The sequence below is a fragment of the Streptomyces sp. HPF1205 genome, assembly GCF_020400825.1.
Taxonomy (GTDB): domain Bacteria; phylum Actinomycetota; class Actinomycetes; order Streptomycetales; family Streptomycetaceae; genus Actinacidiphila.
Window position 1 is genome coordinate 107391 of the sequence record NZ_JAINVH010000020.1, and the last position, 22029, is coordinate 129419.

At 71.6% G+C, this 22029-nt stretch carries 23 protein-coding genes and 1 tRNA gene; 13 read left to right on the plus strand and 11 right to left on the minus strand.

Annotated features, from left to right (window positions below; all coding sequences use genetic code 11):
• Positions 1–6: 6 nt before the first annotated feature.
• From K7G61_RS22715 to K7G61_RS22745, 7 genes are all read left to right on the plus strand, one after another.
• On the plus strand, positions 7–1572 hold the full coding sequence (locus tag K7G61_RS22715) for a NuoM family protein (RefSeq protein WP_225848779.1): 1566 nt from the start codon (positions 7–9) through the stop codon (positions 1570–1572).
• The gene (locus tag K7G61_RS22720; protein WP_225848780.1) at positions 1572–3179 is read left to right on the plus strand and encodes an NADH-quinone oxidoreductase subunit N; all 1608 of its coding nucleotides are present in this window, start codon (positions 1572–1574) and stop codon (positions 3177–3179) included. The genes K7G61_RS22715 and K7G61_RS22720 overlap by 1 nt, the downstream gene beginning before the upstream one ends.
• A 181-nt stretch (positions 3180–3360) precedes the next feature.
• Entirely contained in the window at positions 3361–4218 is an 858-nt protein-coding gene (htpX, locus tag K7G61_RS22725; RefSeq protein WP_225848781.1) for a zinc metalloprotease HtpX, read from the plus strand.
• Complete coding sequence (locus K7G61_RS22730; protein ID WP_225848782.1) at positions 4215–4607, plus strand: YccF domain-containing protein; 393 nt, start codon at positions 4215–4217, stop codon at positions 4605–4607. Before htpX ends, K7G61_RS22730 begins: the two co-directional genes overlap by 4 nt.
• A 204-nt stretch (positions 4608–4811) precedes the next feature.
• Positions 4812–5720, plus strand: a complete 909-nt coding sequence (locus tag K7G61_RS22735) for a MarR family transcriptional regulator (RefSeq protein ID WP_225848783.1) — start codon at positions 4812–4814, stop codon at positions 5718–5720.
• Between the two features lie 206 nt (positions 5721–5926).
• On the plus strand, positions 5927–6388 hold the full coding sequence (locus tag K7G61_RS22740; protein WP_225848784.1) for a peroxiredoxin: 462 nt from the start codon (positions 5927–5929) through the stop codon (positions 6386–6388).
• A gap of 119 nt (positions 6389–6507) precedes the next feature.
• The gene (locus K7G61_RS22745; protein ID WP_225848785.1) at positions 6508–7194 is read left to right on the plus strand and encodes a hemerythrin domain-containing protein; all 687 of its coding nucleotides are present in this window, start codon (positions 6508–6510) and stop codon (positions 7192–7194) included.
• Positions 7195–7478: 284 nt separating this feature from the next.
• On the opposite strand, the gene K7G61_RS22750 is transcribed toward K7G61_RS22745, so the two are convergent.
• Positions 7479–7967 carry a YajQ family cyclic di-GMP-binding protein gene (locus K7G61_RS22750; protein ID WP_225848786.1) on the minus strand — a complete coding sequence of 163 codons (489 nt, stop codon included), beginning with the start codon at positions 7965–7967 and terminating at the stop codon, positions 7479–7481.
• Between the two features lie 235 nt (positions 7968–8202).
• Here K7G61_RS22750 and K7G61_RS22755 point away from each other — a divergent pair.
• Both K7G61_RS22755 and K7G61_RS22760 read left to right on the plus strand, forming a co-directional pair.
• Positions 8203–8284: transfer RNA gene (locus K7G61_RS22755), tRNA-Tyr, on the plus strand.
• 207 nt (positions 8285–8491) lie between these two features.
• Positions 8492–8899 (plus strand): hypothetical protein, encoded by a 408-nt coding sequence (locus K7G61_RS22760; RefSeq protein ID WP_225848787.1) that lies wholly within the window; start codon positions 8492–8494, stop codon positions 8897–8899.
• A 56-nt stretch (positions 8900–8955) separates the two neighbouring features.
• Here the strand turns inward: K7G61_RS22760 and K7G61_RS22765 are convergent, their stop codons facing one another.
• From K7G61_RS22765 to K7G61_RS22780, 4 genes are all read right to left on the minus strand, one after another.
• Complete coding sequence (locus K7G61_RS22765) at positions 8956–10320, minus strand: site-specific integrase (RefSeq protein WP_225848788.1); 1365 nt, start codon at positions 10318–10320, stop codon at positions 8956–8958.
• A 66-nt stretch (positions 10321–10386) separates the two neighbouring features.
• Positions 10387–10560, minus strand: coding sequence for an AlpA family transcriptional regulator (locus K7G61_RS22770; RefSeq protein WP_225848810.1), 174 nt, complete (start codon positions 10558–10560; stop codon positions 10387–10389).
• An 80-nt stretch (positions 10561–10640) separates the two neighbouring features.
• Positions 10641–12479 carry an ATP-binding protein gene (locus K7G61_RS22775; RefSeq protein WP_225848789.1) on the minus strand — a complete coding sequence of 613 codons (1839 nt, stop codon included), beginning with the start codon at positions 12477–12479 and terminating at the stop codon, positions 10641–10643.
• Positions 12476–13309: a bifunctional DNA primase/polymerase gene (locus K7G61_RS22780; protein ID WP_225848790.1), complete on the minus strand. Its 834-nt coding sequence runs from the start codon at positions 13307–13309 to the stop codon at positions 12476–12478. The genes K7G61_RS22775 and K7G61_RS22780 overlap by 4 nt, the downstream gene beginning before the upstream one ends.
• A 145-nt stretch (positions 13310–13454) precedes the next feature.
• Between K7G61_RS22780 and K7G61_RS22785 the strand changes: the two genes are divergently transcribed.
• Together K7G61_RS22785 and K7G61_RS22790 are read left to right on the plus strand one after the other, a co-directional pair.
• Positions 13455–13937 carry a hypothetical protein gene (locus K7G61_RS22785; protein ID WP_225848791.1) on the plus strand — a complete coding sequence of 161 codons (483 nt, stop codon included), beginning with the start codon at positions 13455–13457 and terminating at the stop codon, positions 13935–13937.
• Positions 13938–13999: 62 nt separating this feature from the next.
• Complete coding sequence (locus K7G61_RS22790; protein WP_225848792.1) at positions 14000–14215, plus strand: e9imm peptide; 216 nt, start codon at positions 14000–14002, stop codon at positions 14213–14215.
• Between the two features lie 48 nt (positions 14216–14263).
• Here K7G61_RS22790 and K7G61_RS22795 read toward each other — a convergent pair whose 3' ends face one another.
• The 6 genes from K7G61_RS22795 to K7G61_RS22820 form a co-directional block, all read right to left on the minus strand.
• Positions 14264–14866 (minus strand): hypothetical protein, encoded by a 603-nt coding sequence (locus K7G61_RS22795; protein ID WP_225848793.1) that lies wholly within the window; start codon positions 14864–14866, stop codon positions 14264–14266.
• A gap of 241 nt (positions 14867–15107) precedes the next feature.
• Complete coding sequence (locus tag K7G61_RS22800; RefSeq protein ID WP_225848794.1) at positions 15108–17339, minus strand: FtsK/SpoIIIE domain-containing protein; 2232 nt, start codon at positions 17337–17339, stop codon at positions 15108–15110.
• A gap of 87 nt (positions 17340–17426) precedes the next feature.
• Positions 17427–17876, minus strand: coding sequence for a hypothetical protein (locus K7G61_RS22805; protein WP_225848795.1), 450 nt, complete (start codon positions 17874–17876; stop codon positions 17427–17429).
• A gap of 227 nt (positions 17877–18103) precedes the next feature.
• Positions 18104–19324, minus strand: coding sequence for a hypothetical protein (locus K7G61_RS22810; protein ID WP_225848796.1), 1221 nt, complete (start codon positions 19322–19324; stop codon positions 18104–18106).
• Positions 19324–19548, minus strand: a complete 225-nt coding sequence (locus K7G61_RS22815) for a hypothetical protein (protein WP_225848797.1) — start codon at positions 19546–19548, stop codon at positions 19324–19326. Before K7G61_RS22815 ends, K7G61_RS22810 begins: the two co-directional genes overlap by 1 nt.
• On the minus strand, positions 19545–19937 hold the full coding sequence (locus tag K7G61_RS22820; RefSeq protein ID WP_225848798.1) for a hypothetical protein: 393 nt from the start codon (positions 19935–19937) through the stop codon (positions 19545–19547). The genes K7G61_RS22815 and K7G61_RS22820 overlap by 4 nt, the downstream gene beginning before the upstream one ends.
• A 585-nt stretch (positions 19938–20522) precedes the next feature.
• Between K7G61_RS22820 and K7G61_RS22825 the strand changes: the two genes are divergently transcribed.
• Together K7G61_RS22825 and K7G61_RS22830 are read left to right on the plus strand one after the other, a co-directional pair.
• On the plus strand, positions 20523–21320 hold the full coding sequence (locus K7G61_RS22825; RefSeq protein WP_225848799.1) for a GntR family transcriptional regulator: 798 nt from the start codon (positions 20523–20525) through the stop codon (positions 21318–21320).
• The gene (locus K7G61_RS22830; RefSeq protein WP_225848800.1) at positions 21317–21976 is read left to right on the plus strand and encodes a YdcF family protein; all 660 of its coding nucleotides are present in this window, start codon (positions 21317–21319) and stop codon (positions 21974–21976) included. Before K7G61_RS22825 ends, K7G61_RS22830 begins: the two co-directional genes overlap by 4 nt.
• Positions 21977–22029: the final 53 nt, after the last annotated feature.

Sequence of the window (22029 nt, forward strand, 5' to 3'; positions counted from 1 at the left end):
GATCCCGTGAACGACACCGCCCTCCAGTACGTCCTCGCGGCGGTCCTCGTCCTGCCGCTGCTCGGCGCGGTCGGCGCCCTGCTCCCGCCCCCGCCGGGTCTCAAGGGCCGCGACCCCGACCAGGCCGTACTGCGCCACGGCGTCACCGTCACCGGTGCCGTCCTGGTCCTGACGATCGTCCTCGCGGCCGGCTTCGACAACGACCATCCGGCGAGGATGCAGGCCACCACGAACCTGAGCTGGATCCCCGCACTGCGTATCCGCCTCCACCTCGGCATCGACGGCATCTCTCTCCCCCTTGTCGTCCTGACCGCGCTGCTGACCTTCCTGTGCGCGGTCCACTCGTATGTCAGGAAGCCCGAGGGCGGCAGCCCCAAGGCGTTCGTCGCGCTGCTCCTGCTGCTGGAATCGGGCACGCTCGCCACTTTCGCCGTGCTCGACCTGATGCTGTTCTTCCTGGCCTTCGAGACGGTCCTCGTCCCGATGTACTTCCTCATCGCCCGCTGGGGCGGCGGGGACCGGGAACGCTCGGCCCTGCGGTTCATCGTCTACACCCTCCTCGGCTCCGTGATCATGCTGCTCGGCCTGCTTCTCGTCGGCGTGAAAGCGGGCACGTTCGACATGGTGGCACTCGCCACTGACAATGGGTCATCACTCGGTCACTCCACGCAGCTCATCGCGGTTCTGGCGATCGGGATCGGGCTGGCCGTGAAGGTCCCGATGTGGCCCCTGCACAGCTGGCTGCCGGACGCCCACACCGCCGCGCCGACCACCGGATCGGTGCTGCTGGCCGGGGTCCTGCTGAAGATGGGCACGTACGGCCTCGTCCGGATCGTGCTGCCGATCGCCCCGAGCGGCATGCACACCTTCGCCCCGTACCTCGGCGCGTTCGCCGTCGTCGGGATCGTCTACGGCTCGCTCGCCTGCCTGTGGCTGGCCCGGCCGGGCAACGGCGGCGACCTGAAGCGGCTCATCGCGTACTCGTCCGTGGGCCACATGGGCTTCGTCCTGCTCGGCATCGCGACACTGACCAGGACCGGCGTCAACGGGGCGCTGTTCGCGAACATCGCGCACGGCCTCATCACCGGCCTGCTCTTCTTCCTCGTCGGCGCGGTCAAGGAACGGTACGGCTCCACCGACCTCGACCTGCTGGCCGGCCGCACCGGCGCGGCGGTCTACGGCCGTACCCCGCGGCTGGGCGGCCTGTTCGCGTTCGGGGCGGTCGCCTCGCTCGGGCTGCCGGGACTCGCCGGGTTCTGGGGCGAGATGCTCGCCATGTTCGGCGCCTTCAAACCGGCCCCGGACCTCAGCCGTCCCACCTACCTCACCTTCACCGCCGTCGCCGCGTTCGGGACCCTGCTGACCGCCGCGTACCTGCTGACGGTGGTACGCCGGGTGTGCATGGGCGACCGCGAGACCGCGCATTCCCCGGCCGTGCTCGCCGACGTGCGCGGCCACGAGTTCGTCGAGTGGACCCCGCTGGCCGTCCTGACCGTCGTAGCCGGTCTGTGGCCCGCCGTCCTGCTCGGCCTCACCGAGCCCGCCGTACGCGCCCTGCTCGGAGGCCGCTGATGCCGTCCCTGGTGCAGTCCGTCGACTGGGTGGCGCTGACTCCCGTGGTGATCCCGGCCGCCTTGGCCCTGGTCGTTCTGATCGCCGACCTCTTCCTGCCCGCACACCGCTCCGGCCTGCTGGGACGGCTCACGGTGGCCGGTCTCGCGGCCGCGTCGGCGACCCTGGTCCCGCTGCGTGGCGGGCACCGCGCCACGTTCTGTCAGACCGGCGGTGCATCATGTTCGTACGTCGCCGATCACTTCACCCTGGCGATCCAGGTCCTGGTGCTGGGCGGCGCGCTGCTCACCGCTCTGCTCTCGCTCGCCACCGAGGGCGTACCGGCCGGTGAGTACTGGTTCCTGCTGCTGTCCTCGGCCGCGGGCGCGGCGCTGCTGCCCGCCTCCCGCGACCTGGCCACGCTCGTCGTGGCCCTGGAGGTCACCACCCTGCCGGCCTTCGCGCTGGTCGCCCTGCGGCGCGGCGACAGGCTGGCGGGGGAGGCCGCGCTGAAGTTCTTCCTGACCTCGGTCACCGCCACCGCCGTGTCGCTGCTGGGCATCAGCTTCGTGTACGCGGCCACCGGCACACTCCACCTGACCGGGGTCGCCCACGGCCTCGCCCACACCCCGGGACAGCTCGGCACGCTCGCCAAGGCCGGAGCGGCCCTCACCCTGGTCGGCTTCGCCTTCAAGCTCGCCGTCGCGCCCTTCCACTTCTGGGTGCCCGACACCTACGCGGGTGCGCCGCTGCCCGTGGCCGCGTACCTGTCGGTGGTCGGCAAGACGGCCGGTTTCTCGGGCCTGATCCTGGTGACGGTCGTCGCGTTCCGCCCGTACGCGGACGCGTGGGGGCCGGCGGTCGGGGTGCTGGCCGCGCTCACCATGACGGTCGGCAACGTCGGCGCGCTGCGGCAGCGGCCGGGCGTCGAACGCGGCGCGGTGCGGCTGCTGGCCTGGTCGTCCATCGGGCAGGCGGGCTACCTGCTGGTCCCGCTGGCCGCCGCGTCATCGGCGCACAGCCCGGCGCACGAGGCCGGCACGACGGTCGCGTACGCGCTGATGTACGCGGTGGTCAACCTCGGCGCCTTCGCGGTGGCCGCGCTGGTGACCAGGACCGCCCCGGCCGGCCGGCTCGCCGACTACCGCGGCCTGTACGCCTCGCGGCCGGCGGCCGCGCTCGCCCTCGGCTTCTTCCTGCTCTGCCTTGCCGGGCTCCCCCCGGGCGTCATTGGGCTGTTCGCCAAGGTCGCGGTGTTCTCCTCCGCGGTCGGCACCCGGCACGGCTGGCTCGCGGTGATCATGGCCGTCAACGTGGTGATCGCCCTCGTGTACTACCTGCGCTGGACCGCGCTGCTCTTCGCCCGCCCGGGCACGCCCGCGCCCGCGCCCGTGTCCGTGGCCGCGCCCGGGCCGGCGTCCCGTACCGCTTCCGGAGGCGGGCCCGCGCAGGGCGCCCCCGTACCCGCCGCGGAGCCCGCCGCCGGGCCCGCCGCCGCGTCCCTCGCCGAGCCCGCTCCCGTACCCGCCGGGCTGACGGCGGCCATCGCGCTGACCGCCGTCGCCGGGCTGGTGCTGTCCGGGGCGCCGCAGATCGTCCTGCGGTACGCGCAGGGCTCACTGCTGTGAGGCGCGCCGCGGCCCGTACGAAGGGGCCGCGGCCCGCCGCCGGGACCGGCCGCCGGTCGGCCCGGCCCGGTCGCGCTGTGTAGGCGCCAGGGAACCAGCGGCGTCTGGATGGCGTTGACCGGGTTAGGAGGTACTCCTGAACGGGGAGATCCCCCGTGCCGCGACACTTTGGAGGCCGCACGTGCACCACCGCCACAATGGACTGAAGACAGCCGTACTCCTCGGCGTGCTGTCCGCCGTCATCCTGGTCATCGGCAGTTTCTTCGGCCGCACCGGGCTCATCGTGGCGGTCGTCGTGGCCCTGGGCACGAACGCGTACGCCTACTGGAACAGCGACAAGCTGGCCCTGCGCGCCATGCGGGCCCGGCCGGTCAGCGAGTTCGAGGCCCCCTGGCTGTACCGGATCGTCCGCGAGCTGTCGACCAGCGCCCGCCAGCCCATGCCGCGGCTCTACATATCGCCCACCGAGGCGCCGAACGCCTTCGCGACGGGCCGCAACCCCCGGAACGCCGCGGTGTGCTGCACCGAGGGCATCCTGCAGATCCTCGACGAGCGCGAGCTGCGCGGGGTGCTCGGCCACGAGCTCAGCCACGTCTACAACCGCGACATCCTCATCTCCTCCGTGGCCGGCGCGCTGGCCTCGGTGGTGATGTTCCTGGTCAACTTCGCCTGGCTGATCCCGGTCGGCCGGTCGGACGACGACGAGGGCCCCGGCATCCTCGGCTTCCTGCTGCTGATGATCCTCGGCCCGCTCGCGGCCACCGTGATCCAGCTCGCGGTCTCCCGCTCCCGGGAGTACGAGGCCGACGCCTCCGGCGCCCGCCTCACCGGCGACCCCCTCGCCCTGGCCTCGGCCCTGCGCAAGCTGGACGCCGGCGTCAAGCAGCGCCCGCTCGCTCCCGAGCCGCGCCTGGAGACCGCCAGTCATATGATGATCGCAAACCCCTTCCGTCCGGGTGACGCGTCCAAGCTGTTCTCGACCCACCCGCCGATGGCCGAGCGCATCGCCCGCCTCGAGGAGATGGCAGGTCGCAGATGAGAACAATCCTGAACATCATCTGGCTGGTGCTGTGCGGTCTGTGGATGTGCCTTGCGTACTTCCTGGCCGGGCTCATCCTGTGCATCACCATCATCGGAATCCCGTTCGGCATCGCCGCCTTCCGCATCGGGGTGTACGCCCTGTGGCCGTTCGGGTACACCACGGTGGAGCGGCGTGACGCGGGCGCGGGCTCGCTGATCGGCAACGTGCTGTGGCTGCTCCTGGCCGGCTGGTGGCTCGCCCTGGGCCACATCGTCACCGGCATCGTGCTGCTCGTCTCGATCATCGGCATCCCGCTGGCGATCCCGAACTTCAAGCTGATCCCGCTGTCGCTGATGCCGCTGGGAAAGGAGATCGTCCCCACCGACCGGCCGTTCGCCACCCGCTAGGGTGACCCGCGGAGGGTGCGGGCGGTGAACCGGGAGGGCGACGTGGACGGCACGGACCGCGCGGGCGACGGAAGCGGTCCTGCCGTCGGGACGCCGGCCGATACGGGACCGCGAGCCGATGCCGGAACGCCGGCCGATAGGGCGCCGCGGGCCGATGCCGTGCCGCGGACCCGTGCCGGACGGCGGGCCGGTGCCGTGCGGCCGGTGGACGACATCGCGCACAGCACGGAGGCCGCGGACGCGGTGCTCTCGCCCGCTCTGACGGCCTACACCGGCCACCTGCTGCGGCGCGCCTACATCCGGGCCAACCGCCTGGCGGAAGCCGGAGCGGAGCCACCGGCCGGCGGCGCGGGGGGCGTCCGGGACTTCGAGGTGCTGGACGCGCTGCGCGAGCCGGCCGCCGCCTCGTACTCCCAGCAGGACCTCGGCGAACTGCTCGGCATCAACCGCACCACCATGGTCAAACTCATCGACCGGCTGGAGTCGGCCGGCCTGGTGAGACGTTCCCGCAACCCCGGCGACCGGCGCTCGTACGTGCTGGCGCTCACCGCCGTGGGCCGTGACGCGCTGCGGGCGATGGAGCCCGCCATGGGCGTACGCGACCGCCGCCTCACCGACGCCCTCACCCCGGCCGAGCGGGACCGGCTCGACGGCCTGCTCGCGGGCCTGCTGGCCGGCCCGCGCCCGCCGGAGGACCCGGACCGGCACCGGACGGGTTCCCTGATCACCCGTTCGCACCATCTGGTACGGCGCAGGGTCGAGGTCGCGCTCACCGCCGCCGGTCTGCAGGCCGCCCGGCACTTCGGCGCGCTCACCGTGCTGGACGACGGCCCCTGCTCGCAGCAGCAGCTCGCCCGCCGCCTCGGCGTCAGTGAGCAGGCAGTCCTGCAGATCGTCGACGACCTGGACGACGCCGGCCTGGTCGCACGCGACCGCGACCCGCTCGACCGCCGCCGTTACGCACTGCGGCTGACCCCCGCCGGACAGGAGGCGCGCCGGCGGTCGCGGGACGTGGTGGAGGCCACCGAGGCCGACCTCGGCCGCACCCTCGGCACCGAGGGTCGGGCCGAACTGCGTGCGTTGCTGATCAAGTTGCTGCGTACCGAGGCCTGAGCCCGCGCGGCGCCTCCTCGACACGGTCCGCCCGCCGCCCCGCCGCCCCGCCGCCTGCCGCCTGCCGCCCGCCGCCTGCCGTGCGCCCGCCCGCCCGTGCGCCAGGATGGGCCGGGGCGCCCGTACGCCCGTACGTCTCAGCCGTACGTGCGTCCGCACCCCATCCCGCCCCGATCCCACCTCCGCCCCACCCCCAAGGAGCAGCGATGAGTCCGAAGACAGGCGACAAGGCACCCGACTTCACCCTCCCGGACCAGGCGGGCAGGCCGGTGGCGCTCGGCGACTACCTGGGCCGCAAGGTCGTGGTCCTGTACTTCTACCCCAAGGACGACACCAGGGGCTGCACCGCCGAGGCGTGCGCCTTCCGCGACGGTTACGAGAGCTTCACCGACGCCGGCGCCGAGGTCATCGGGGTCAGCTCGGACTCGGTGGCCTCGCACGAGAGGTTCGCCGGCCGGCACGACCTGCCGTTCGTCCTGTTGTCCGACAAGGACAGGAGTGTGCGCAAGCGGTACGGGGCCTCGACGCTCGGCGTGGTGCCGGGACGGGTCACGTTCGTGATCGACAAGGAGGGCGTGATCAGGCACACCTTCTCCTCCATGACGAATGTCGGAGGCCATGTCGACGAAGCCCTGCGGATCGTCAAGGAACTGTCCGCTGATGGTTAAAGTTGAAGATAGATATGAAGATTGACGATTCAAGGCGCTGACTATACCCTCGGTACGGCGGTACCCGCTGGCTTCTTCCCGCTCCCTCCGGCTGCCTCGGCCGTATCTAGGAGACTGTGATGACCACTCCGTTCGTACCGAGCACCCCGCACGTACCCGGCGCCGCCGTCGATCTGACGATGATGTACGCCTTCCACGACGGCCTGCGGCGCGACTCGGCGATCATCGCGAAGTCCGCCGCCGTGACCGGCGACGACCCGGCCCGGCTCACCGCCACGCACTTCGGGTGGGACCTGTTCAAGCGCCTGCTGACCATCCACCACAAGGCCGAGGACGACATCCTGTGGCCGCGCCTGACCGAGTTGCTCGAAGGCCGCGGCCAGGACGACCTGGAGATGCTGGAGGCGATGGAGGCCGAGCACGGCCGCATCGACCCGTTGATCGAGGCGATCGACAGCGCGCTCGCCGACGAGCAGGGCGGACACGCGGGCCTGGGCGACGCCGTCGACGCCTTCGTCACGGAGCTGCACGCCCACCTGACCCACGAGGAGAAGGAGGCGCTCCCGCTCATCGACGCGAAGCTGCCGCCGGCCGACTGGGCGAAGTTCGCCGACTCCCAGCGGGACCAGATCGGCCGCGGCCTCGCCCCCAGCTACGTCCCCTGGATCCTCGACGGCGCCACGCCGGAACGGGTCGAGCAACTGCTCGCGATCTTCCCGCCGCCGGTGGTGGGCCAGTACCGCGGCGGCTGGAAGGACCAGTACGCGCGGACGAACCCGTGGGCGTCGGAGTACGGCAAGGCGTGAGCGGGCTGCCGCCGCGGAACGGCGCGGGGTGAGCGGGCTGCCGCCGCGGTGGGCGGCAGCCGGGGCCGGGGGCCGGTCGGGGAGGGCCGCCCCCGGCCATTCGCCACCTGGCGCGCCGGCGAGGGCGCGCACCGGCCGCGAGCGGATCGCTGATCACGGGGTACCGCCCGTGACGCCGGCGGTCACCGGCGGTCACCACCTGCGGTCACCACCTGCGGTCACCGGCTGCGGTCACCGGCGGTCACCGGTGTCGGCGGTGGCCACGTATCTCGGCGGCGACCGCCTCAGCGGTAGTTGACGAACTGGAGGGCGAAGTCCAAGTCCTTGCCCTTGAGCAGGGCCTGGACCGCCTGGAGGTCGTCGCGGCTCTTGGAGCTGACCCGCAGCTCGTCCCCCTGGACCTGGGCCTTGACGCCCTTGGGCCCCTCGTCACGGATGATCTTGGCGACCTTCTTGGCGTTCTCCTGCGAGATGCCTTCCTCGATGGTCGCGAAGATCTTGTACTCCTTGCCGGACAGTTGCGGCTCGCCCGCGTCCAGCGCCTTCAGCGAGATCCCCCGCTTGACCAGCTTGGTCTCGAAGACGTCGAGGATCGCCTTGACCCGGTCCTCGGAGTTGGCCTCCATGAGGATCTTCTCGCCCGACCAGGAGATCGAGGCCCCGACGTTCTTGAAGTCGTACCGCTGCGCGATCTCCTTGGCGGTCTGGTTGAGGGCGTTGTCGACCTCCTGCCGCTCGACCTTCGAGACGATGTCGAAACTGGAGTCGGCCATCTTCAGTGGGCTCCTTGGCTCTGTTCCATCGGACACGATTTCCGTTCACTTCTCCGCGGCCGAACCCCGCGACCGCCACCCCGCCAGCCTAGGCCCTGCCACCCCCGCCGACCGGCGCCCACCGCCGTCCCGCCCCCTGATCAATCCGGTGGCGAACCACCCCCGCGCATCGGGTATCGTTTACGTCGTCGCCACGGAGCAGCCCCCCTGCGGGGCCTCCACGGCGTCATCCCATGGCGGTATGCCCGAGTGGCCAATGGGAGCGGACTGTAAATCCGTCGGCTTTGCCTACCGTGGTTCGAATCCACGTGCCGCCACACCATGAGAAGGGCCCCTGACCTGCGGAAACGCCGGTCGGGGGCCCTTCTGGTTGTGGCGGTGGGCGGGTGGCCGGAATGGGGCTTACGTCCCAGTGTGTCTCACCCTGAATCGGGGGCTGACCAGCGCGTGTGGGGCATGTGTGGGGCAGCGTCGGAGGCTCAGGCCCGCTCGACGCACGCGTCGAGGGCTCATAGCGTCACGCCGTGACTTCTCCCAGCACGGCTGAGAATGCCTTCCGCAACCGGTGCCTGAGCGCAGCGCGAACGCTTGCGCCTTGCGTCGGTTACTTCATCGACCGCATCTCGTTCAACGCCTTCGGCCCGGACGACGCGCTGGACATCAGTCTTGTCGGCGGTCCCTCCATGCCTGACGTGCTGATCTCACTGTCCCGCCTGCACCATCTGTCCGTCGCCAAACCGCCAGATTTGTCGGGTTCTTTCGTGGACGAAGTGTCTCTGGTCCATTTGCCCGCACTGCCGCATGCGTGGCCCGGCGACGTCGACGACCGGGTGCGGCGGTTCGAGGGTCTGCCGGAGCTTGCCTGGCTGAGGCTCCACGGACCGGCTGAGGTCGACGCCATCGCTTCCGCGGTCACGGTCTACACGGCCTGAGCCTGGACGCCGCGTCGCCATCGCGCAATATGAGGCAGGCCAGCGCCTACCTGCGCTCATTTCCAGCGGTCGAGCGCGGCCTCGATGCGGGCGTTGGCCATGCTGGTCGCTCCGTCCAGGCACTTCGCGTAGACCTTGAGCAGGACGGCGACGGAGTGGCCGGCGCGGCGGGCGACCTCGACGGGGTCGACGCCGGAGTTGAGCCACAGGGAGACACAGGCGTGCCGCAGGTCGTATGGCCGGGCCGCCAGGGGTGACGCTTGCTGCTCCGGGGTGAGCGCCTGGCGGCGGGCGCGGGCCCAGACCTCGCCATAGCCGCTCTCCTGGACGATGCCGCCGCGGCTGGTACGGAAGAGCCGACCGTCCGGGGCGGAGCCGTAGGTCTCCAGGTGCTCGCGCAGTGCTTGGACGAGCACGGGCGGGATGGGGACGCGGCGGACGTCGTTGCGCGGCCGCCACTTCAGGCCGCGCTCGTCGTGCGCGCTGCCGGTGTCGGTCCAGGAGCTGCCGACGCGCGGTCGGGAGCCGTCCACGTGGAGGGTTCCCCAGCCGGTCATGGGCAGGTCGCAGTTCGTACGGCGGAGCCAGACGGCTTCGGCGGGGCGCAGGCCGGCGTGGTAGAGGACGGCGAAGAAGGTCTTCAGGTGCTTGCCGCGCTCGCCCTGGTCCTGGACGGCGGCCAGGAGGTGGCGGGCCTGGCGGGGGTTGACGACGGCTCCGGGGTCGACCTGTTCGGCGGTGGCGGGCATCGTCCACTGCACCTGTGGGAGCGGGTTGGCGGCCAGGCGGCGGGCCTCGACGGCGAAGCCGAGGGCGTTGTGGAAGATGGCCCGCTTTCGGCGTACGACAGAGGCGGCGGCGGGCTGGCCGTCGAGCCGCAGCGAGAAGGCGTTGAGCACCTTCCGCAGGAGCAGCGGGTCGTCCAGGGCGGAGACGAGCACGGTGTGCCGCTCGGCCCAGTCGAGCACACGCCGTACGTCGCTGGGCGGGTCCTCCTTCCAGCGGTTCATGTTGAACGCCCAGCCGTACAAGGCCCGGCGCATCTCGCGGGCCTCGGGCATGCCGCGATGAGTTGTGACCAGGGCCGGGGTGGCGCTCGCCATGGCCTCGGCGAGGGTCGTGCGGGTCTTGGCGGGGGAGGCCGGCCACTTCATTTCGATGTAGTCGCGGGCGTGCTGGTACCAGCTCACGTCGTTGCGGCGTCGCAGCTCCGAGACCGGCAGGCCGGTTGCCTCGTCGAACTGCTCGCCGTTGCGCACGGCGGTCAGCAGCTCGGCACGGCGGCCGTCGGCGAGGGTCTTGGTACGGAAGGTCTGCGAGTGCGGGGTGGAGCCGACTTTCCAGCGGAGTTCGGCGTTGTTCCGGCCTCGGTCTTTGCGGTGCCGGACAGACCAGATACGGACGTCGAAGGTGTAAGCCACGAGGGGCCTTTCAGAACGTGCGAGGGCCCGCTGCGGCGGTCTGCGGCGGGCCCTCGGAAGGTGGGATCAGTAGGCGGGAGTGTCGAGTTGGCTGACCCATGCGTCCAGGTCGGAGCGGCGGACGCGCAGGTGGCCGTTCGGGAGTTTGAGCAGCCGTGGCCCCTTGCCGCGGGCGCGCATGCGGTAGAAGGCGGCGCGGGACATGCCCAGCTCGGCGAGCACCTGGTCGAGCTTGAGCATCTGCTGACTGTTCGCCACGAGGGTGTCTTCCTTTCCGCGTGCGGGTGAGTGGGGCAGAACGGGGCGGAGTGCGCGGCGGCTCATGGCCGGCCGACCGGTACGGGTTCGCATCCGGGGTGGGTGGTCTGTCCGGCGCCGAGGACGGGGTCCATCGGCGTCCGGCAGACCACGCAGAGGGGCGGGGGACCAGAGAAGTGCTGCATTCCAGCACCCGGAGCGCCCGGAGCACCCGGCCGGGCGTGTTCGTGCAGGTCAGGCAGGCTGCGCTGTCCGGGTGCTGGGGAATCCGCAGCACCCGGTGCAGCACCCGCAGCACCCGGAAGCCGGGTGCTGGCGGGCGCTGTCCGGGTGCTGGGGTCGCTCGCAGCACCCGGACGTTCGTGCTGATCAACGGCGGTTCCGGGTGCTGCGGGTGCTCCGGGTGCTGAAATGCGCCCACTCTCTGCCGACGTCAGCCGGTACAGGCGCGACCGGTTGCCGTCCGGCTCGCGGCGGGAGTCATCCACGTCGATACCGATGGCCCGCAGCGCGGGGGCGAGCCGCTTGAGCTGACCCCCGGCCCGCGTCGCGTCCTTCGGCCACCTGCGCGGCAGCTTCTCGGGAGCGTCGACCGCGGCGAGGATGTCCGCGGCCGACATGCAGATGCCCTCGGGGCCGGCCGCGCGCACCAGCTCGACGACGGCGCGGGCGAACGGCTCGCCCTCCAAGACGTCGGCCACCGCATCGGCGGCGGTGGCCTGGTAGCTGCCCTGGGTGTCCCAGCCGGTGACGTGGTCGACGGCTGCCAGGACGCGGGCGAAGTCGGCCATACGCGGCCGGTGCGTGAGCGTCACGTCCGGCAGGACGCGCAGCACCTTCACCAGCAGGTCGAACAGCGACGCCAGGATGCCCGCGTGCGCCTCGCGGTAGGCGCGGTCGAGTTCGGCTTCCTCGCGGCGCTTGCTGTCGGGGATGGTGTGCAACTCGATCGTCAGCAGCCGCTCGGCCAGGTCGCCGGCCAGCGCCCCGGCGTCAATGGTCGTCATGGCCAGCACGCGCCGGAATTCCAGGACCACCACGTCGTCGTCGGTGTAGAGGGCCCGGTCCACGATGCCGTCGCCGGTCACCGCCCGGCACAGCGAGTCGGAGAACCAGTCCGGGACCGTCGAGACGTTGTCGATGCACAGCGCCCAGGAGTTGAACGCCTGCGTGGCCCACGACTTCACATCTCGCGGCGCGGTCCGCTTGGGTGCCCCGGACGGGTCCACAATGCCGATGACCATTGCCGCGCCCTTCGATTTCCCCGTGCCCTGCTCGCCCCGGAAGGTGAGGATCGGGTGCGGCAGGTCGGGAATGAAGGCGGCCACCAGCCAGGCGACCAGCAGGTGGAATCCCTCTTCGGAGGTGTTCATCAGGGCCCGTAGCCGGGCCAGGCCGTCGCCGTCGCCGACCGGTTCGGGCAGCGCCTTCATGGCCCCGGAGCGGCGGAAGAGGACGGGAGAACGGGGCGCTGTCTCCCAACCGTCCGGCCCGATCAGTACGCACCGGCCGTCCGGCGTCGCCAGGTCGACCACGATCCGGTCGCCGTGGCGTGCGGAACGGAGCTGCGGCGTACGCGGCTCAGCGACGGCCGCGATGCCCTCCAGGACGGTCATGGCGTCGGTGAGCGCGGACTGCGACGGGACGTTGCCGCCGGTGTCGTCGGTGTAGAGGCGGGCGAGCTGGGAGCGCAGGCCGGCCTTTCCGCGAAGCGGCAGCGCGATGTTCGGTCCGCCCAGCGGTACGGCGTACGGGCGGCCGTCCTCGGACATGAAGACCTCGAACCGGTCCCGGGCCAGCGCCACCAACTGCGATGCCTGCGACGGCCCCTTGCCCTCCTTGCCGTCGACCTCGACGCCGTTGGCGGCCAGCAACTCCCGCGCCTGCTTGGCGCTGTTCATCGCTCACCCCGCGCCCTGCGGGCGGCCGAGGCCACGGTGGCGCGCGCCTCACGCTCCGGCAGTCCCACGGCGACGGCCGCGCCCACCAGTGCCTCCGAGATGCCCTCGGCGGCCGCGCCGCCGCTCTCGTACGCGCGCAGCGCCGCCCAGTACAGGCGGTTGTTCCGCTGTCCTTCCCCGGCGTCCAGCACTGTCCGTACGAGACCGACCGCGCGGCGCCCGGTCGGCACCTGGCCGAGCGTCCCGGTCGGAGCCGGGGCGGGCCTCAGCGCCTGCAACAGCCAGGCCGGGAGCGGTGCGGGCGCCGTGTCGTGGGTCGTTTCGTAGCGGCGGCCGTTGACCACGCTGCCGCTGGCCACGACGTACCCGCCGGCCGCGCGGGTGTCGACCTTCCAGCCGAGCTTGCCGCCGCTGTTGTGCAGCTCGGCGCCGTCGGGAGCGGTGAAGTACAGGTGGGCGCCGCCCCGGCCGGTCCGCACGGTGAAGGTGTGGCCCGGGTACGGCTGGCCGCGCCGCTCGGCGAGCACGGCCAGGACGTCAGCGCCGTCGCCGATCCCGGGCAGCGCCCACGCGGCAGGCGGGACGTCGTTGGCGCCCTTGGGAGTGTCCAGGTCGACGACGACCAGCCCGGCCGGGCCGGTCGCGATGCCGACGTTGTACGGGGTGTGCGCCCAGCACCGTTCGATGCGCGCGCTGTCGGTGGTGGCCCGCTGCTCCCACGCCGTGATCGCGGGCCGCTTGTCGCCTGGCCGCAGCGGGAAGACGGGCCAGCCGCGCTCGGCGGCCGCGAGCGCGGCGGAACGCAGCGCGTGGTGGACGGGATGGGTCATGCTGGACGTGCTCCTGTTCCTGGTAGGGGACGGGAAGGGGGTGGCCTGTTCATTGGCGTGAGGGGCCACCCCCGTGCGTGGGACTGAGTGGATGTGTCCGCGGCCGTTCAAGGGCTCCGGCCGCGGTGGTGAGTAAGGGGGACGGGTGGGTTACGACCTGCAGGCCGTGATCGGGGGCAGCGAGCAGCTCAGGTCGGCCACGCGGCATTTCCCCGAGGCTCGACTTGCGCCGCTCGCGCAGGGCCTGTCGCTGATGCCGATGACCGATCAGCTCTTCGACGCGGTGACCAACGGCGAGAAGAGTGAGTTTCCCGACCTGTGGAAGCTTCCCGGCGGGTTCGGCGCGGTCCTGGCCGCCTGGTCCCAACAAGGACCGGTGGCGTACGTGGAAGCCGAGTACTTCGGCGGAGTCGGCCAGCAGGCCGCCGTGGCCTGGGCCGGTGGGTCGATCGTGCTCGGTCCTCTGACCTGGGCCGAGAAGCAACCGTGTCCGCCTGCCGGCAGTCCGATATCCCAAGCCCTGCGTCGACTCGGCGTGGTCGCGACTCCCGACGAGGACGAGTTTTCCTCCGCAGGGCTGCACCGCCATCGGGAGACGGAACGATGGATCTCGCTTCGTGAGAGCTAGGAGCCGTCTCGTTCCTCGTATGTCTGCAGGCTTCTACTTCTTTGGGGGGTGACTTCGCCAGGATGACTCGCGAAACAGCTGTGGCCCTGGTGCAGAAGATCATGGATGCGGACTATGCCGACGATGCCGAGGCACACAACGTGTTGGAGGCGCTCGACAGAGCCCTTCGCTGCCCGACCGGCTACGTGAGCGACTTGATCTTCTGGCCCAAGGGACAGGAGCCGACGGCAGGTGAGGTGGTCGATCAGGCTCTGGCTTATCGACCTTTCGCGCTGTGAGGAGTTGGGCGCGCACCGCGTGACCGCGTTGTCGACTCACTCGATCTTTCAGCGGCGGGCGGCCGCCGCTGCCTCGCGTACCACGTCGAGCACCTGCTCGCGGGTGACGCCCGGCGCTTCGTTCCAGGCCGGGTAGGTCTGGCGGACGCCCCGGGCGCGGAGCACGGCGTCCAGGTGGGCGCCGGCCGCGATGGCGGTGTCCTCGGTGCCGTAGCCGAGGGCGTAGAGGACGCGCTGCGCGCCGAGGACGCAGCGGCGGCCGCCTGCCGTGCGGACGTGCTCGCCGGTCTGCGCCCAGCCCCAGCGCTCCAGGACCAGTGCGGTCAGCTCCAGGTGCTCGGCGACGGAGATCCGCAGGCGCTGGACGGCTTCGCCGCGGCGGCCGAGGTGGAGGACGAGCAGCCGGTCGGGCAGCACCCGCCACAGTCCGCCGGGGAGTTCCGGGTCGCGGTCGGGCGCGGCTGCCGGTCTGTCGTCCGGTTCGGCGAGCGCCTGGCGGACGAGTTCCTCGGTGGTCGCGGTGACGAGGGGGTGGGCGGTGGCGCGGCCCCGGGCCGCGAGGTACTGCTCGATCTCGCGGACCAGGAGCCGCGCGTCGACGTCGTCGGGGCGGACGTCGGGCAGGGTCCGGGGGAGTGTCTGTGCGGTCATGACGGGGGACTCCTCGCAGAGTCTTATGTGCCGTTTTGGGGGAGTACGGTGACCCGGACACGGCCCGGACCGGGCATGCATCGCCGCAGGTCAATGGGGTTGGCCATCCCGGACGCTCGCGCGTGAGTCCCGGACGTGAGGCGTCCGGGACTCACCCGTCGGGTCCGGGATGACGACCGCGCCGCCAGGGGCCGAACCTGGGCAAACCAGTGCGGCGGTCCGGGGTGTGTCCGGGTTGGGATCAGACGGCCAGGCCGAAGCGATCGGCGATCACGGCGTGCACCCGGGCCAGCGGGTAGCCGGTCACCCGGCTGCCGTTCCAACCGTGCTTGGCCTTCTCCTCGTCGGTCCGTACGACCAGGGCGCCGAGGCGTTCGGCGGTCGCCGGGATGCCGGCCGCGGCCAGGGCGTCGAGCAGCACCGTGCCGGGCAGCCAGTCGACGGCCTTGACCATCGCGGGAGAGGTCCCGGCGGCCGCGGCCTCCTCCTGGGCGGTGCGGTCGGCGGCCGCGAAGGTGTCCAGGACGACGGCCAGGAGGCGGGCGTCGTCGTCCGCCAGGTCGCGGAGCCGGTCGGCGAGCGTGCGCGGTCCGGCGGGCAGGGTGCCGGCCTTGTCGCGCAAGTCGTGGGCCCGCTCCAAGAGTTCGGTGACCTGGTCGTCGTTGTAGTAGTCGGCCCGGACCAGGACCGGGTTCTGCCCCTCGGACCACAGGTACCCGGCGCCGCGCATCTCGGCTTCGATGGACTTGGCGGAGTACCCGGCCGCCGCCGCGCCCCGGCCGAGGATCGTGTCCGACGCCTCGGGGGTGGTGCAGCGCAGCGCCCACCTGATGCTGAGCAGGTCCCGGAGGGACGTGTCGACCACGTCGGAGCCGGGCTTCTGGGTGGCGCAGAAGGTGATGATCCCGGCGGCGCGGCCGCGCGAGACGAGGTTGCGGAGCTTCTTGGTGATCTTCTTCCCGTAGTCCTCGTCTGTCGTGTAGAACATCAGCTCGTCGACCCACAGGAGCAGTTGCCGCAGTTCCGGGTGGGCGTTCGCCAGGGCCTCGGTGACCTTGCGCTTGCCGAGTTTCTTCAGCGTTGCGTACCGGCGCTTCATGTCGTCGATGAGGTCGTCGAGCATCGCGTTGAACGCCTCGGGGTCGGCCAGGCCTTCGAAGCGCTCGCTCAGCGCCTCGAAGGGTTCCAGGTCCCCACCGCCCTTGCCGTCCGCCAGCCACAGGATGACGCGCGGGTCGAGTGCGGCCGCGAGCAGGATCGTGTTCCCGGATGCGGACTTGCCCGCGCCCGGTTCACCGCCGACCAGCCCGGACCGCTCGACGACCGAGACGGATACGTGCTGGCCGCGCACGTCCGGGCCGATGCTGATCCGGCCCCAGAAGTTCGTGGGGCCGTCGTGGGCGAGCAGCGGGCCGGGGCCGGCCTTCTCGGTGAAGGGAAGGTCCCGGGTCACGTACAGCTCGATGCGCCCGGAGCGGCCCTTCTTGGTGACGGAGACCTGCGCCTCCTCGACGCCGAAGGCGGCCGCCAGCTCGTCGGTGGCCCGCAGCGCCTTCTTCGCCGGGATGCCCGGCGGCAGGTCCAGGACCGCCGACCACGCGCCGCGGGCGTCGAGCATCGGCATCTGCACGACCCGCAGCGTCTCCTCGGCGCCGATCACCTTCGCGGCCCGGAAGACCTGGTCCAGCATCGGGGCGGACATGGCGTCGCCGTCGCCGAGAGAACGCCAGTCGGCGGACCAGTCCCGCTCCTCGCTGACGGGGTGGCGTCCGGCGAACGCCCCGCCCGCGAAGGTGGCCAGCACCCCTGCGGCCGCCCCGAGGCCCCCGGCGGTGGCGTACCCGGCGGTGATGGCGGCGGCCGGCGGACCGTAGACGACGGCGGCCCGCATCTGGCGGACCCGGCGCCGCTCCATGCGGGCCTTCCGGTAGGCGGCCGTAGCGGCCTCCGCGACGGCGGTCGCCTTCACGGCCGCAGTGGTGGCGGCCTTGTACTTGACCGGGAACACCTTGGGGGTGAACCGGGCCGTGCGGTTGGCGGTACGAGCCTCGCGGGCGGCAATCTGCGCGGCATGGTGCAGCGCCTGGACCTGAACGCCCTCCAGGCCCACCACCCAGTCGTGAAGGCGCCGCGAGCCGCGCCGGAACTGGGCGACATGGCCCCGGTCGGTGCGCTGCCGCCGCAGCCAGCGGCGGGCGGCGCGGCGGCGGGAACGGTAGGCCCGGCCCGCCCACGCGGCCCACCCCTCGGCGGTACGCGTCCAGGCCGGGATCAGCGGGCGATCGTCCCAGTCGTCCAGGTCGACCTTCTCCACCACGGTGGCGGCCGGGCCGCCCTGGTGGGCGTCGGCGAGGACCCGGCGGGCCGAGTCCAGGACGACGGTGTCGGCGTCCGGATCGGTGGTGCGGGCGGTGGGCAACACGGTGACCGTGGCCAGGCGGTCCGGTTCGCTGCCGGTGGTCTGTTCGGTCATGCTGGTGGCTCCGTCTCTCCATGCGAGGGATCAGGGGCCCGGGGCGGCCGGTTGTCTTGGCGGATTGGCGGCCGCCCCGGGGCGAGTTCAGAAGTCGGCCGCGGCGAGCAGCGCGGCGACGGTGATCCAGCCCTTGTGCCAGGACTGGTCGAGCAGGTAGCCGGCGCCGGGGTCGCGCCGGAGCCATCCGGCGTGGCCGGTGGCGGCGGCCAGGCGCACGACGCCGTGCGGCTGCTCGTCCTGCCAGTGGCCGCCCTGCCGGTCGGCGACGTAGTGCGTCACCGCGGAGACGGTCAGGGCGAGTGCGGCCCGGCGGGGGCTGAGCCGCAGGTTGAGAGCGCCGCTTGTGGCGGCCAGGGCCAGGGCCTGCGTGGCGGTGTAGGTCGCGACGTGCGTGGCGCACGCCACGGCACCGTCGCGGCCGGCCCGGCCCTTGGCGACGGCCTGCGTGTCGACCTGCACCCAGTGGTCGGCGACCTCATGGGACGCGGTCAGCGCCGCGTAGACGGCGGCGAAGCGGGCGGCGGGACTGGTCAACGGATCGTCCTCTCGGGTCTGTTCGGGGCGGCCGGGCGTTTCCCGGCCGGGGCGGGTGGCGCCGCTCAGTCGTCGTCCTGGGGCTTGATGGGGTCGTGGTCGCCCTGCCCGCACCAGTCGCACGCGGTGGTCATTTGCCGCTCCCGTTCTCGCTGCGCTTGTTCGCCTCGGCGACCTTGCGGCTCAGTTCCTCGCGCTCTTCGTCGGTCATCGCAGGTGCCCTCCCCTCAGCTCACGCGGGCGGTCGCGGAACGGCGGGCCGTCTCGGCCGCCGCAATGCGCGCGGCGGTGTGGAACGGCGGGGTGTCGCCCTTGGTCCGGCACGGCGGAACCGGGTTCGGCTTCGGCCCCTTCCCGGACGTCTTTTCGACCGGGGGGACTTGGGACGCGACCTGCGGCTTCGCGGCGCCGATCGGCGTGACACTGGCGCCCTCCTCGGGCTCGCTCAGATCGGCGAGCGGCGTCACCCGTCCGAGTGTCGGCAGGGCGTTCGGAAGCGGGTTCAGGGCGGCGGCGAGCAGCCCGGAGCGCAGCAGTTCCGGCCGGGCGTGCTCACCCAGTTCGAACGCTGCGCCGAGCTGCACGCGGCTGTTCGTCGCGGTCGCGTACAGCTCGGCGGACATCCCCGGTTCGGCGCCCCGGTGGATCCGCCAGGCGGCCGCGAACGCCTCCTCCTCGGAGATGGCCCCGTACGGCATCGCGGCGAGCAGCCGGTCCGCCTCACGCACGATGTCCTTGTGGTGCCTGCGGCGGTCGGCGGCGTGCTTTTCGCGGGCCGCCTGCTCCTTCTTCTCCGCCTTCGTACGGCCGTGGGAGCCGTGGGTTTTCATGTCCCAGATGCCGATGGCGAAGAGGCTGGAGCCGCCCAGGACGAACGCCACCCATGGATGCGCGGCGTACTCCTCCATGCCGTGCCAGAGGTTGACTGCGGCGGCCGCACAGGCGGTCAGCCAGGTGGCGATCCGGTACGTGCGGGTCTCGCGGCCCGCGTCCTCGGCCTGCTTGCCCATAAAGGTGATCGCCCACGCGCCGCCCTCCAACATCGCGGCGAGCAGCGCGGCCAGGGGTCCGTACACCCCGGCGCCGGCCAGAGCGCCCACCTGCGAGATGACGGCGGGCACGATGCTGGCGACCATCACGAACGCCACGAACAGCGTTGCCGGGTTCGCCTTCAGCCAGGCGACGCGCCTGGCCCGCTTGGCGGCGGCCGCGGCCTTCCTGGCGTCCTTCTCGGCCTGGCGTGCCCGCCGCTCGGCCTGCTCCTGGCGGCGCTTCTCGGCCTTGTCCTTGCGCTCCTGCTCCGCCCGCGTCTCGGCGTCCAGGCGGCGCTGCTCCGCGTCGATCCGCTTGGCCTGGAGCTGGGCGTCCAGCAGCAGGCGCTTGTCCTCGCGGGCCTGTGTGGCGGCCGCGGCCCGGTCCGCCCGGCGTTCCTCCTGGTACGTGGCCATCACCGGGCCTCCTTGCTCGCGAGCATGGCGGCGATCTCGTCGCGCAGCCCGGACGTGAACGGGGTGACGCGGAAGCGCCGCGCGAACCGGTCGCCGGCGGCGGCCGCGATGCGCGCGGCCGTCTCCGTCAGCAGGCTCGCGAGCGCGACGGTGCCGGCCAGGACGCCGAGCGACAGACTCAGCACGGTCAGCAGGAACAGGCACACATTCGCGGCGGTCCTCACGCGGCCACCCCCGTCGCGGCGGGTTCGCCGTCGGGCACTCGCACGGACGCCTTGACGGCGAACGGGACGGCGGCCCGGGCGGGTGACAGGGACGGGAGCACGTACGCGCGGGCGTGGCCGCCGTCCGTCTTGGACGCGCGGGCGGCCCGGAAGTGCGCCACCTGCGCGGCCCGGGCCAGCTCGGCCAGCCAGGGGAACGCGTCGGCGTCGGCGGCCGCCAGGCGGTCGAGCCGGTCGGCCGCGAGCCGCCAGGTGCGGTCGGCGATGACGTCGGCCAAGTACCAGTCGTAGCGCCCGAGGCGGGCCCGCAGCGCGCGGACCAGACGCTCGTGGTGCATCTCGAAGAGCCTCGCGAGCCGCGGCTCGCAGGCGGGGGTAACGTCCTTCATGGGTCGTGGTTCCTCTCAGTTCGACGGCCCGAAATGGCGTCCCCGGAGCTCCAACTCCGGGGACGCCCAGCGAAGAAGGGTCGGTGAGCGGCCGCAGGGGCGGGCGTTGTCGTCGCCGCGCGTTCGGCCGCTTCGGTGTTTCTCGCGGACCAGCTCGGCCCGCTCGCCGTCGGTACAGGTCGTGCAAGGGGCCGCGGTGACGGCGGAATGTCGGCCCTTTGAACCGCTGACGCGGCTCCCCCTCACCGCCCGTGCGAGACGGGCGGATCAGGCAACCGGCCGCAGCGCTTGAGTTGCGGAAAGCGTTGTGTGGTGTCTCCTTCGGGAGCGTGCTCCCGTATCAGGCAGAGACGTGACCTTTCGGTCTCGTGCCCTCCGGTTGACCAGGGGTCCGGGTCCCTCGGCCCGCTCTGTCCCGGGCCCCTATTCGGTGCGTTTCGGAGCAGCACAAAGAAAGCCCTCCGAATGGCTTGGCCTCCACAGTCCTAGGACTGCGGCGATCTGAGAAGAACCATGCCTCACAGTCCCAGGACTGTCAACAGTCCTGGGACTGTGTTTGACTAAGGCTGGTGAGAGGAGATCCGCATGGCACCGAAGTGGCGTGAGCTGGCCGACCGGCTGGCTGAACGCATCCGCAGTGGTGAGTACGCCCCTGGCCAGCAGCTTCCGCACATTCGCGATCTGGTGGAGTCGGGCAAGGGGTCCAAGTCGACCGTGCACGCGGCCTATAAGGCGCTGGAGGCGGAGGGCCTTGTCATCTCCTCACGCGGCCACGGCACGATCGTGCGGCCGCAGACGCCGCTGAAGCGGATCGGCATCGAGCGGTACGACAAGGCCAAGTGGCGCGACGGCGACGAGGTGGCGTTCATCGCCGACCGGGTGGCCTCGGGCCGCTCGTACCGCCGGAACGAGCAGACGCAGACCGTCAGCCGGGTGCCGGCCCCGGCCGCCGTCGCCGCGGCCCATGGCATCCCCGAGGGCAGTGACGTCTACGCGCGGGCCCGGCTGGTCAAGGAAGGCGAGCAGCCGACGCACACCCTCACGAGCTACTACCGCCCGGAGCACGTCGAGGGCACGCGCATCGTCGACCCGACGCCGGGCCCGGCAGGCCGGGGCGGCGGCTTCCGTGTCCTCTACGACGCTGGGTACGAGATCGACCACATGAGGGAAGAGCTGTTCGCCCGGGTCGCCACCCCGGAAGAGGCCAAGCTCCTGATGCTCCCGGCCGGCGAGCCTGTCGTCGAGCTGCACCGCACGACGTACACGGCCGACGGGACGGTGGTGGAGTACGCCATCGGCGTCCACGCGGCATCCCGCTTCTCCTGGGCATACGACTTCAAGGTCCCCGACTCCGCCAAGAAGCCCGAGGAACAGCAGCCGTGATCACCGAGCAGAACTGGGCAGACGCCGAAATCCTGTGGGACTACCTCCAGATGCACCAGGAGCCGCGCCCCTGCTCTGTCGGCATCGCCCTGGGCAGCCACGACCTGGGCGTGGCGGACGTGGCGGCGGACCTCTACCACCGCGACATGTTCCCGCTCCTGGTGGTCACGGGCGCCAACAGCCCGACGACGAAGGACCGCATGCCGCGGGGCGAGGCTGTCCACTACCGGGAACGGGTGCTGGAACTCGGTGTGCCGCCCGAGAAGGTTCTCGTTGAGCCGAGGGCCCGGAACACGGGCGAGAATATCGAATTCAGCCGAGCGTTGCTCCAAGAGGCGCACGTCAAGGTCGCATCAGTCCTTTTGGTCAGTAAGCCCTACGAAGAGCGACGGGCATATGCGACGGCGCGGAAGCTATGGGATTCCGTGAATTTTCTCAGCATCTCAGCGTCGTTGACGCTTTCCGAATATGTGTCGACCATCCAGGATGCAAAGCTCGTGATTGACATGATGGTTGGTGCGGCTCAACGCATCAAAAATTATCCTGACAGGGGATTGATGATACGACAGAAGGTGCCTGACGAGGTGAGCATTGCGTACGAGCGGCTCGTCGCCGCTAGCTTCACGAATAGAATGGCCGCCAGCGTCAAACGCTGAGTGGCAGTGGCCTGTTCGGTACCGCTCCCTGATGATGTTGGAACACGGCGTTG

Bases quoted from the DNA above. Each gene is read 5' to 3' on its own strand.
- K7G61_RS22720 (WP_225848780.1), top strand. From the start codon at position 1,572: ATGCCGTCCCTGGTGCAGTCCGTCGACTGGGTGGCGCTGACTCCCGTG.
- K7G61_RS22800 (WP_225848794.1), bottom strand. From the start codon at position 17,339: ATGACCGAACAGACCACCGGCAGCGAACCGGACCGCCTGGCCACGGTC.
- K7G61_RS22775 (WP_225848789.1), bottom strand. From the start codon at position 12,479: ATGAACAGCGCCAAGCAGGCGCGGGAGTTGCTGGCCGCCAACGGCGTC.
- K7G61_RS22795 (WP_225848793.1), bottom strand. From the start codon at position 14,866: ATGACCGCACAGACACTCCCCCGGACCCTGCCCGACGTCCGCCCCGAC.
- K7G61_RS22740 (WP_225848784.1), top strand. From the start codon at position 5,927: ATGAGTCCGAAGACAGGCGACAAGGCACCCGACTTCACCCTCCCGGAC.
- K7G61_RS22820 (WP_225848798.1), bottom strand. From the start codon at position 19,937: ATGAAGGACGTTACCCCCGCCTGCGAGCCGCGGCTCGCGAGGCTCTTC.
- K7G61_RS22750 (WP_225848786.1), bottom strand. From the start codon at position 7,967: ATGGCCGACTCCAGTTTCGACATCGTCTCGAAGGTCGAGCGGCAGGAG.
- K7G61_RS22780 (WP_225848790.1), bottom strand. From the start codon at position 13,309: ATGACCCATCCCGTCCACCACGCGCTGCGTTCCGCCGCGCTCGCGGCC.
- K7G61_RS22810 (WP_225848796.1), bottom strand. From the start codon at position 19,324: ATGGCCACGTACCAGGAGGAACGCCGGGCGGACCGGGCCGCGGCCGCC.
- K7G61_RS22790 (WP_225848792.1), top strand. From the start codon at position 14,000: ATGACTCGCGAAACAGCTGTGGCCCTGGTGCAGAAGATCATGGATGCG.
- K7G61_RS22730 (WP_225848782.1), top strand. From the start codon at position 4,215: ATGAGAACAATCCTGAACATCATCTGGCTGGTGCTGTGCGGTCTGTGG.
- K7G61_RS22770 (WP_225848810.1), bottom strand. From the start codon at position 10,560: ATGCTCAAGCTCGACCAGGTGCTCGCCGAGCTGGGCATGTCCCGCGCC.
- K7G61_RS22825 (WP_225848799.1), top strand. From the start codon at position 20,523: ATGGCACCGAAGTGGCGTGAGCTGGCCGACCGGCTGGCTGAACGCATC.
- K7G61_RS22745 (WP_225848785.1), top strand. From the start codon at position 6,508: ATGACCACTCCGTTCGTACCGAGCACCCCGCACGTACCCGGCGCCGCC.